Origin of the sequence: Vibrio neonatus, from assembly GCF_024346975.1 — a bacterium.
Lineage (GTDB): Bacteria > Pseudomonadota > Gammaproteobacteria > Enterobacterales > Vibrionaceae > Vibrio > Vibrio neonatus.
In genome coordinates, this window is sequence record NZ_AP024886.1 from 133,312 (window position 1) to 144,490 (window position 11,179).

6 protein-coding genes are annotated in these 11,179 nt (G+C 43.9%); 5 read left to right on the plus strand and 1 reads right to left on the minus strand.

The genetic code is table 11. From position 1 onward, the window contains the following. The first annotated feature begins 395 nt into the window (after positions 1–395). The 3 genes from OCU38_RS13395 (at position 396) to OCU38_RS13405 (ending at position 7,527) form a co-directional block, all read left to right on the plus strand. Positions 396–2,846, plus strand: a complete 2,451-nt coding sequence (locus OCU38_RS13395; protein WP_261824720.1) for a TonB-dependent receptor plug domain-containing protein — start codon at positions 396–398, stop codon at positions 2,844–2,846. 81 nt (positions 2,847–2,927) lie between these two features. Continuing rightward, positions 2,928–5,720 (plus strand): M16 family metallopeptidase, encoded by a 2,793-nt coding sequence (locus tag OCU38_RS13400; RefSeq protein WP_261824721.1) that lies wholly within the window; start codon positions 2,928–2,930, stop codon positions 5,718–5,720. A gap of 133 nt (positions 5,721–5,853) precedes the next feature. Beyond that, on the plus strand, positions 5,854–7,527 hold the full coding sequence (locus OCU38_RS13405; protein WP_261824722.1) for an ABC transporter ATP-binding protein/permease: 1,674 nt from the start codon (positions 5,854–5,856) through the stop codon (positions 7,525–7,527). Positions 7,528–7,632: 105 nt separating this feature from the next. Here the strand turns inward: OCU38_RS13405 and OCU38_RS13410 are convergent, their stop codons facing one another. After that, positions 7,633–9,120, minus strand: a complete 1,488-nt coding sequence (locus OCU38_RS13410) for a DUF1254 domain-containing protein (RefSeq protein WP_261824723.1) — start codon at positions 9,118–9,120, stop codon at positions 7,633–7,635. Positions 9,121–9,250: 130 nt separating this feature from the next. Between OCU38_RS13410 and OCU38_RS13415 the strand changes: the two genes are divergently transcribed. Both OCU38_RS13415 and OCU38_RS13420 read left to right on the plus strand, forming a co-directional pair. Beyond that, a complete protein-coding gene (locus tag OCU38_RS13415) occupies positions 9,251–10,213 on the plus strand; it encodes a LysR family transcriptional regulator (RefSeq protein ID WP_261824724.1) in 963 nt (320 codons plus the stop codon). A gap of 338 nt (positions 10,214–10,551) precedes the next feature. After that, positions 10,552–11,109, plus strand: coding sequence for a VC2662 family protein (locus tag OCU38_RS13420; RefSeq protein ID WP_261824725.1), 558 nt, complete (start codon positions 10,552–10,554; stop codon positions 11,107–11,109). Positions 11,110–11,179: the final 70 nt, after the last annotated feature.

An 11,179-nucleotide genomic window follows, 5' to 3' on the forward strand; every position in this document is an offset into this window, starting at 1 on the left:
AACGGCGTAGTAGGCGTCACACCCCTTTTGAAGTTACGGGTAACCACCCCCTCTTCCCAAAAAAGTAAGCCTCATTTCACTCCCTTAAAATACGCACATCTTTTGCGCTACACAGCACTATAAATCCATCAATTTGGTCATTACTTAAATGATCGCAAATGCGGTTGATTTTTATTCAAGAAATCCATACACACCCCGACAGACATAACAAATATCAATAAAAACTTGAACTTAGCATTAATTTGGTGAATGAATGCTTGTTTTTCATTTTTAGGTGTGGATGATGTACATGCTAACGATAATGATTCGCATAACTGTTCAAAAACAATGAAATCTCCTTTTTCTTTAGCGAATAACTACCAATCACTCTGTCTATATCAAAAATTGTAGGATTTATGGATCGTTCTAACAAAATAACCACACTAGTATTAGGGATAATTGCCGCTTTGTATGGCGGATATGCTATCGCACAAACTCAAACTGACTCTGCAACAACAGAAGAAAATGGCGACCAAGAAATCGTCGTAGTTACAGGGACAGCGCTGACCATTGACCGTTTGGAATTAGAGCAATCACCAAAAGATAATCCAACGCTATCTGAAGCCATCAAGCATGAACCTCGAGTAGGTGTTGATGACGCGCAAGGAGCAATGCAAGGTGGCGATCTAACACCAGAAGAAATCTCGTTATCAGGTGCTAGACCTCATCAAACCAAATACACCATTGATGGTGTCGGCGTAAACAACAACACTACCTTTGGCGGTGCTAATGATTTACCTGGAAGCCTAAGTTCTGGACATACTTCTGGATACTTCATTGATACCAACCTCATTGATAGTATTGAAGTTTTCGACCATAACATTAAGGCGGAATACGGCGGCTTCACCGGTGGTGTCGTCAACGCACATGTGCGTAAACCAACCGATGAGTTTGTGATTGATTATAACTATCGTATGAATGATAGTTCTTGGAACTCCAAACAGAAAGTGGGCGTCAACTTCGCAGATGATTATGGTACCCCTATTGATGGTTCAGGTTACTACCAACCTAACTACCAAAAGCGCATGCACGCCTTGCATATTGGCGGGCCTATTAGTGAGACACAAAAGCTAGCGCTTAATATCAGTCATCAGGCATCGGATATTCCAATGGCGAATGGCAAAGATTCTGATCAAACCATGGACAACCTATTCCTTACCCATATTTGGGAATCAGGTGCATGGCAGACAACCACAGATTTTCGCTACACAGGTCATCATAAAAACACTTTCTTAAATGACGCAAACAGCAATGATGCCGTTCAAGAAGGCAGTGATTCAGTTGTTACTCACGCAGGCATGGGCGGTACATTTAAACTGGATTACATGTTTGACAGTGGTCACTGGCAAACCACGCTGGCCTACGATCACTTACTCGACGAACGTGAATCTGATCATGACTATTTTGGCTCGTTCTTTGTTTTCGGAGCGGATGGTCTAGAAATGTACAATCAGGGAAGCTACGGCAACCTGAAACAATCTCAAGACTCATACTTAGTTAAATCAGTCTATTATTCTGATCCAACTTACATCGGTAACTTAGAGCTTCAACCAAGTATCGGTATAGAAGCAACCCACCAGCAAAGTAACGTTGATCGCGCCAATGATTTTGTTGCCTACCAATATCTTGATTTTGGTAGTCCAAGCATTTCGACGTTAACTCGCTACAATGCCTCAAACTACGATGTTGATGCTCAGCAATACGGCCTATTTGCTGACAGTACAATGCAATTGGATCGTTGGAGCCTTTACTTAGGTGCTCGTGTTGATCACATGAGTGTATTTGAGCAAACCGTATTCTCCCCTCGTATTGCTACTAGCTGGGATTTCGATCTTGTTAACACTAACCGCATTACCTTGGGTGCTAACCGTTACTACAGCTCAAATATGCTTGGCTTCGCACTACAAGCGGAACAAGACAACTACCTTTCTCGCTCTAGTAGTTGTACGCCAAACGATGGTGATTGGAACAACCTAGACGAAAGTAACCTGACTTGTGCATCAACTGAAACATTCGATGGCGCAGCACTAAGCTCAGCAGATGTACCTTATTCTGATGAAGTTACTGCATCTTGGGATATCAATGTCAGCAACTTCGCTTTCGATACGACATACATCTACCGTATGCAAAGAGATGGCATCACCTTCTCTGAAGACTCAGACCTAGGCATAGCGACGATCCACAACAATATCGAAAGTGACGACCACATTATTAGCCTAGAAGTTGCCACTCGTAAACCATACGAAGTTGCAGGGGGTTACTTTAGTGCCAACTGGAAAATCGCTTATAACTACCGCCGTGGTCACGGTGACTTAAAAGGCACTTATGGAGCGGGTAATAACCTAAACGGTGGCTACCAAGATGAGTGGGTAATGGTTGACGGTGAGCTAGTTCGCTACAGCGAAATGGATGTGAGCGGTTACCAATCGCCACTAAAAAGTAGCTTAGATCTCAATATGTTCTGGGCGAACGCTGGCGTTGTTTGGAACAACCGCGTGAACTACCAGCAAGGCAAAAAAGACAATGTATATCTAGGTGTTGAATCCGTTGAAATTGATGGACAGCCAGAAACAGTCAATTCTTTGCAGTCTGTCGAGCTCGACGATCTTGTGACATGGGATATGGCCATTAACTGGACTCCAACTCAGCTTAATAACCACCTAATCCTAGGTCTAAGCGTAACCAACATTCTAAATACTCAAGAAGTTATCTCTACTTCAGGTATTCATGTTGATGGTGTCGTTGTCCCAGACGATTACTACAACTCAGGTCGACAAATCTGGCTAAACGTCAACCTGCGTAACTAAACCTAATGCCATTCATTTTCATCTCTTTTGAGCAATATCATCAATAACCAGGAGTTGGCGCGCTTTGCGCGCCACTATCGTATGAAATATATCCCCATTTTGATAGCCGCATGCATTGCTATAGCTGGCTGCCAACAAACTAAAACAGACATTGAAGATCCTCAGTTACCAATACGTCAGGATATGATCCAAGGCGAACTTGATAACGGTATGCGTTATATCTTAGTGGAAAATAACCGCCCGAAAGATCGCGTATCACTTCAGCTGGTTGTTAATGCTGGCTCTTTAGATGAAGACGATGACCAAAAAGGCATTGCTCATTTGGTTGAACATATGGCTTTTAACGGGACTGAGCAGTTTCCTGCCAATACCCTAATTGAACATCAACAAGCACTCGGTATGGTATTTGGGCGTGATGTCAACGCCATGACCGAATATTACACCACCTCTTACTTCCTACACTTACCAAATAGCTCAGAAGAGATGCTAAGTGAAGGTTTTAACATGCTTTCTCAACAAGCGAGCGCTCTGGTCTTCGATCAAGATGAACTAGAACGTGAACGTCCTGTTGTCGAAGAAGAATGGCGCAGCACTTTGAGTATGATGGCGCGTCTAGGCAAAGCCAATCGCCAAATTCTACTTGAAGGTAGTCGCTTTGGCGATCGTGAGCCTATTGGTGATATGGATCTAGTGCGCCATGTGGATGCTAGTCGCATCGAAGCATTTTGGCACGATTGGTACCACCCCAATAATATGACTCTGATTGTGGTCGGTTCAACCAACCAAGCTGAAGTGGAAAAAATGCTTAATCGCTACTTTGCGCCTCTGCCGGCCAAAGAGCTTCCACAACGTCCGCAATTAAACGTACCTTTAGACAATACTCTTGATCTAAAAGTGATTGCCGACAAAGAAATTACCACTGAAGTGCTCTCTTTTAACTTTAGAGATCATGAAGTGACGCCGCATACTGAATCTGAATTGCGCGCCAAACTGGTCAACGATATCACCATGCAAGTGCTCAACAAGCGCCTGCGCGAACAATACCAAGTAGAGAGCGACAACATCAGTAAATTGATGATGATGACGCGTCCAATGGCTGCCGGTTATCGCAACAACCGTCTCATGGTGATTTTGACGGGTAAAAACTACCTAGCGAGCACCGAAGAAGCATTTGAACAGCTCAGTCGTTTTGCCTCACATGGTTTTAATCAAGACGATCTGAATACTGAACGTCAATCCATGATCAATCGCTATTCGCAAATGGCTGACTCACTACGCAGCACAACTAACCGCCGCGAAATGATGTCTATCTTTAACCGTTTGCGCTCACAATCGCCACTGATCGATTCTGATCAATACGCTGTGGTGATTGAAAAACTGTCAAATAGCATCACCCTTGACGAAATCAATGCGCACCTCAAGCGCATGGTACAAACGCTCAATCCATTAGTTATTGCGCAAGTAAAAGTAGACAACCAGGCGCAATTGCCAAGCGTTGCCCAATTACAACAAGCATGGGAATACGCCAAGGCCAATCCTCCTGCCGCCATTGCGCCGGTTACCGTAAGCAAAAAGCTCGTTTCTGATGTGCCTGAAGCTGCCAAAATTGTCGCTTACAAAGAGCAACAAGGCGTAAAAATGTGGACGCTAGAAAATGGCGCTCAAGTTTGGTTTGAATACAGTGATGAGTCGAGCAATGAACTGCGCTTAGATTATCGCGGTTGGGGTGGCAGTCAGCATCTTCCTGCTGAGCAACGCTCAATTGCACTACTACTGCGTCAAATGAGCAAGTTTGGCTACGGCGACTTTAGCACTGACCAACTGGCAATGCTAAATGCTCCTTACTCAAACCGCATCAGCAGTTATGTAAACCAAAGCATGCACGGTTTTTCGGGTACTTCAAACCCGAAATCACTCGAAAACTGGCTACAAAACGTCTACCTACAAATCACACAACCGCAAGTGGATGAGGAGCTGTGGCAAGCCTCTAAACGCTTGATGGAGCGTGGTATTGAGAATCAAAAAACAAGCTCAAATGGTCAATTTAACACTGCCATCGATGCGATTCGTTATGTGAACAACCCTGAGCGCTTGCGTTTAACCAAAGAGCAATTAAGCAAGATTGAGACTAAAGATCTGTTCAACGCATGGAATATGCTGTTTTCCAATGCTAACCAACATCACTTGATTGTGGTCGGTAATGCCGATGCAAAACAGGTGATTGAACTTGCGCAGCGTTATATCGGCTCTTTACCATCAAGTGCAGAAGCTTACTCTCAAATTGAACTTCCGCCTCTAGGCAGCGGCAAGCATGAAGTTAGAATTGCCGCCGGCGAAGAGCCAATGGCAATCACAAGCTTGCTGTTCAATCAGGACTTTGCTTACAGCACGCAACGTGGTGATAAAGCGTATCTATTAAGCCGCATTATTTCTAATCGTTTACGTGAATCTTTGCGTGAAGATGCAGGCGGCGTGTATTCGGTGCGCTTTGCTATTCGACTAGACAGAAACCGCAACCAAGCCTTTGGCATGCTGAGCTATGGACATGATCCACTGCGTGGCGAAGAGCTAAGAACCAAAGTAACGGCTGTGCTAGACAAAGTATTAGAACAGGGCGTTACCCAAAAAGAGCTTTCCGAAATCATTGCTCAAACAAAGAACTCGCTCGCACCGGACAATATCTCAGATCGTCAGCGCCTAAATTATCTTAATGATGCGGCGCAATACGGAGATAGCCTAACCTCGGCCGCTGATTATTTGGCATGGGTAGACAGTGTCACTCCAGCTCAAATGGATGAAATGGCAAAGCAAATATTGGTCACTAACAATTGGATCGATGCCAGCTTAATGCCTGCTGAAAAAGCAGAAGATTAATAATTTTCGACATTAATACAAGCACATACGGCTTATACGCTGTATGTGCTTTAGTCATCTCAGGGAATGTATGTTAATCCTTAAACAATTTTATGCTATTGCAAAACCCTATTGGTCGAGCAAAGCCAGTCTCATGTCATGGTTGCTATTTGCCGCCACTGTAGCCCTATCTTTATTACTTGTTCAGGTGATGGTGAAACTGAACGTTTGGAATAAAGAGTTTTTTGATGCCTTGGCCGCATTAGATGGTCCGCTAATTTACGATCTGCTACTTAAATTTATCGGCTTTGTTGCCATCATCGTAGTGATGAAAGTCTACGCAAAGTGGCTACAACAATGGGTGGAAATACGCTGGCGTACTTGGCTTACTGAGCGCCTTGTCGGTCGCTGGTTGAGCAACCAAAACTTTTATCGACTCACACTTACCGAAGAGCCTGATAACCCAGATCAACGTATTGCTGAAGACATTAAATTACTCACCACCGATACCTTAACCCTGATTTTAGGCTTAATCCAAAGTGTGGCAACTCTATCTGCGTTCAGTATCATTTTGTGGAACCTTTCCAGCGACTTTTTGTTGCCTTTATTTGATGACATCAAAATATCCGGCTATTTGCTGTGGCTGGCGCTCATTTATTCGTTAGCTGGTGCGGGCGTAACTCACTTCTTTGGCCATAAACTGCATAAGCTTTACTACCAACAACAACAGCGAGAAGCGAACTTTCGTGCTCGACTGCTACGTAGCCGCGACAGTGCCGAGCAAATTGCTTTAATGCACGGTCAACAGCGCGAAAAATCCCAGTTAGACTCCACATTTGATGATATTTCATTCAACTGGAAGTCCTTAATGGGGCGCGAAAAAAAACTCGGTATGGTCATCAACACCTACCACCAAATTGCAACTATGGTGCCATACTTTGCCGCTATTCCTGCACTGATGGCAGGCGCAATTACCGTTGGCGGACTCTTCCAAGTGCGTATGGCCTTTATGCGTGTTTACAGCTCACTCAGTTGGTTTATCTTCCGCTATGACGACCTAACGTATTGGAGTGCCACAGTTGTCCGTTTAACCCAATTTATTGAAGCTATGGATAAGTGCGAAGCATTCTCACAAACCACGCCAAACAAAGGGGCTACTACCACTCATTCAGTAACAGAAGACAAACCTTTGGCTACACCTTACGGTTTATCTTGCGAGCAATTGAGCATACAAAAGCCAAACGGTCAGACGCTGCTTTCTAATATTTCATTGCAAGTGAAATCAGGAGAGTCACTGATGATCAAAGGGGCCAGTGGCTTAGGTAAATCGACACTACTGCGCACACTAGCTGGCATTTGGCCGTTTTATCAAGGTCAATTCCGCACCGATGATCACAACGTGTTGCTACTTCCTCAAAAGCCTTATCTGCCCAAAAGCAGTATGCGTGAATGTTTAAGCTACCCACAAGCACCAAACTCAGACGATGCGCCATATCAAACCGCTCTAGAGCAAGTTGGACTTAGCGCACTGGCAGAAGACTTGGACAATGAAACCGAATGGCAAATGAAGCTCTCGGGAGGCGAACAACAAAAGATTGCTCTAGCCCGCGCTTTAGTACAAAAACCTCAACTGCTGATTCTGGATGAAGCCACCAGTAGCCTTGATGAACCAAGTGCCTACGCCCTGATTGAGCAATTGCGTACCCTATTGCCCCACAGCACCATCTTGATGGTCAGTCACCAAAGCCACCTAACTGAGCTGTTTGAACGGGTAATGGAGCTAGGCACAGACAAGCACACCACAAAGCCATTGCTTTCAGCGAGTTAGATCCACTAGCTAAATACAGAAAGTAAACTGGCAAGAAAAAGGCCTGACTCCAATAGTGTATGGGAGTCAGGCCTTAATTTGCCTTTATAACGTCACGTTATTGAGTTATTTAACCTGTTTAAAATCACTAGGTTTCCATGAGTTATCAAACCATGCTTGCGTTGGGCCATAAACACGGAAAATCACGTTATAACCTTTGCCATCCACCGTTTGAACCCAATTTCCTGCAGCGCCTTGTGGTGCTTTAGGTGCAAAGTGGATAGTGGTTGAGCCGTCCGCGTTTTTCTTCACACCTTTGCTTAATCCATCGACCCCAGCCGCTTTTTGATCTGTCTCTAACATAGAGCGGGTTTGGTTGTCGTACACCATAAATGACCAGAACTTAGTTACAGGCACACCTGCTGGTAGCGTGACCGTATAGTGTTTTGAACCATCAAGCAGCTTGTCGTCTTGATCTCGAGTCGCTAGAAGGTAATCAGAGCCTTTACCCTCGGTTTTGGTCACCATATCTGGGGTGATACCTGTCGCCATAAAGTGGAACAATGCTCGATCATCGGCGTTAATCACGCCATTTTCATTGTCGATAAACTCATGACCATTTACCAATGGCGTAAACCACTTTCTATCTTGATAGCGAGTCACCGACTCGTCTGGATGGAAGTAATAACTGCGCGCTTCGGCGGTCGCGATCTTTGAGGCTTCTTTTAAAATGCCTTGCATGCGTGTATCTGGCGTAAATGGCTTGCCTTTTTCAATGCCTAAACGTTTTGCCATAGATAACCACTCTGCATCAAACACTGCTGATGGCTCATATTGGATCAACTCATTGATTTCCGAATAAAAAGACTCATCCATCGCGTGCACTGTGTTGTACTTAACGCCCGAGAAGTTTTTAAAGTTAGTACGTTCTTGCTTGCCGTATGGGTACAACTTCATGGTCTCTTTTAGCTTAGCAATATCACTGTCCATCGTTTGTGGCGTAGTAATCACACGCAGTAATAACCAGTGACGGTAACCCTCTGATTTAATGTGAATATACCCTTCAGGCAGCTCTCCCTGATACGAAGAATGGTAGAAGAAGTATTTTCCGCCGTTACCTTGGTCTTGTGGATGAGTTGCTCCAACACGTGCCACAAACTTAAAGGCTGCGTTATCTACTAAACCGAGGACGGGAGTGCCGACTTCAAGAACGACTGGTCCTTGTTTTAAGTCAATCTCACCTGATACATAAGGAGTGGTTGTGTTGGCGGTTAACCAGATACTTTTTGCATCCAATAAGTCCTCAGAAATACCTATAGTGCGGTTTGCCTCCATACCAATGCTTTGATGACCGGCTAGTAAACCTTGAATAGAAGCAACAGGGATGCCTGAAAGGAAAACACGAACCGCATCGGCTGTATCCACAAAATCACTCGCCTTATTGTGCGTATCAAGAGACGGCGCACCATCTGTGTACGAAAGCTCACCTAAATATTTTGACTCCACTTGATTAGGAGTAATGATTGAAGCGGGTACGTCGGCCTCGTAGGTTGCAGCATTCGCAGATGCAACTAAACCCAGAGTCATGATCGTAGCAATAAGTGTTTTTTTCATATATCCACCTGTAATTTCAACTAAGTCTAAGTATTTGCTGTTGCGTAAAGAATAGGCACTTGCCTTATTTGCGTCTAACGACTTATGCTTATAATTGATTATGACTTAAGTGAATAATAGGCTCGCATTTATGAACCGAAGCTTAGCTAGAGTGGATTTAAACCTGTTGGTGACAATGGATGTGTTGTTAAGGGAAAGAAATGTCTCTCGGGCGTCTGAAGTGTTGTTTGTTTCTCAATCTGCGGTCAGTAGAGCGCTGGCACGCCTACGCGCCACGTTTGATGATCCTTTGTTTACTCGCGTATCAACAGGGTTAGTGCCTACCGAAAAAGCGCTACTTATCGAAAAGCAGCTACTGGTATTGCTCCCTCAACTGCAGCAAGTGTTCGGTTCAGAGCAGTTTGACCCCTATGTTGCAGACAATAGTTTTGCTATCTCTATGCCTGCTTTTTTATCTAGTGCTCTATTTCCCAAATTAGTATTAAGACTGCAAAAAATCGCCCCCAAAGTGACCATCACTGAACACTCTGCCAAAGCTAACCCGTATCCTGCTATTGACCAAGGTTATATTGATTTTGCATTGCACTTTATCCAACCTGCCAATGCAAAATATGTGGCGACACACTTGGGTTCATTGAGACCTCAGTTATTCGTACGCAACTCTCACCCTTTGAGTAAGAATAAAGAGGTGACACTGCAAGATACGATAGCATTTCCTATGATTGGCATGGTCGTCGATGAGGATCAGCACCACTCCTTCAATGCACCCATTTTACAAGTCTACAAAGATATGATGCACGACAATCGCCCTATATTGAGAAGCTCACAGACTCAGGTGTTGGTCGATGTGCTGATTAAAACAGACGCCATATTATTTGGCACTAACAGCATCCAAGCCCTCCCCGATTTCGGCGAGCACTTTATTCAATTACCATCGCCAGAGTTAGATGGAAAAGAGGCGCTTGCGGTTCCGGCATACCTTATTCACCATCAAAGGTGTTCCAGCAGCGCAGCGCACCTATGGATGCAAACGATATTAATAGAAGAGTTGAGTGCATTGCTGCCACACAATAGCAACTTACATGATATTTGATGCTTAATTGTACATTGCTAACTAAAGCCAAATCGTATGAGAGCTCCATATTCTCGAGTTTGGCGATGATATTCCCCAATCACAAAACAATATGCACCAATACGACACTAAAAATAAAAGCATTTAAATTCAGTACCTTAAGTGCTATTTAATTTCCAAACTCATACTGGTAAACATTACATTCCATTTTTGCTAGTTATATCAAACCATTCGCACGACTATCATCAAGCCTACAAATTATGTCAATAACGATAGCAACTTAGCCATTTTCCTTAATTTTCGCTTCGTTGTTTGCTTGGCATCAAATTAAATTTAATCACCGTTAGGATAGATTCCGTATGAAAAAAAGACTTGTTGCCGTAGCCTTTGCTGCTAGCGTTGCTTCTTCATTTGCATGTGCACAAACACCTGTTATGTTTTCAACTATCGACATGAACGCACCACAAGATAATGTGGTTCACGGCGTACGTTTGGCGGTTCTACACGGTAAAGTATCTGAAGTTAAAGGTGTTGATTTCTCTTTAGTTGGTTTGTCTGAATCTGATCGTACTACAGGTGCAAACTTCAGCATCGCCTTTGGTGCAAACAAAGTTAACAAAGAAATGACTGGTGTCTCTCTTGGTTGGTTTAACTGGAACACAGGTAAAGCGACAGGTGCTAACTTAGGTTTAGCGAACATTACTCATGATGTGAATGGTCTTAACTGGGCAGCAGTAAACTACTCAACAGGCACAACAGTAGCCGATGTGGGTCTTGTAAGCCTTTCAAACAAATCTACTGTTCAAGTAGGTTTCTTCAACAAAACTAAACACATTGATGCGGTACAAGTAGGTTTAGTGAACTGTGCAGATAACGGATTTTTTAAATGTTTCCCAATCGTCAACTTCCCTAAATAAGCAAAGATGACGTTATAGCAATTACAACGCTAATATCACCACAGGTCTGAACCACTCAGACCTGTGGTCT

Coding starts and splice junctions, on each gene's coding strand:
- OCU38_RS13415 (WP_261824724.1), top strand. CDS start 9,251: ATGAACCGAAGCTTAGCTAGAGTGGATTTAAACCTGTTGGTGACAATG.
- OCU38_RS13400 (WP_261824721.1), top strand. CDS start 2,928: ATGAAATATATCCCCATTTTGATAGCCGCATGCATTGCTATAGCTGGC.
- OCU38_RS13410 (WP_261824723.1), bottom strand. CDS start 9,120: ATGAAAAAAACACTTATTGCTACGATCATGACTCTGGGTTTAGTTGCA.
- OCU38_RS13405 (WP_261824722.1), top strand. CDS start 5,854: ATGTCATGGTTGCTATTTGCCGCCACTGTAGCCCTATCTTTATTACTT.
- OCU38_RS13420 (WP_261824725.1), top strand. CDS start 10,552: ATGAAAAAAAGACTTGTTGCCGTAGCCTTTGCTGCTAGCGTTGCTTCT.
- OCU38_RS13395 (WP_261824720.1), top strand. CDS start 396: ATGGATCGTTCTAACAAAATAACCACACTAGTATTAGGGATAATTGCC.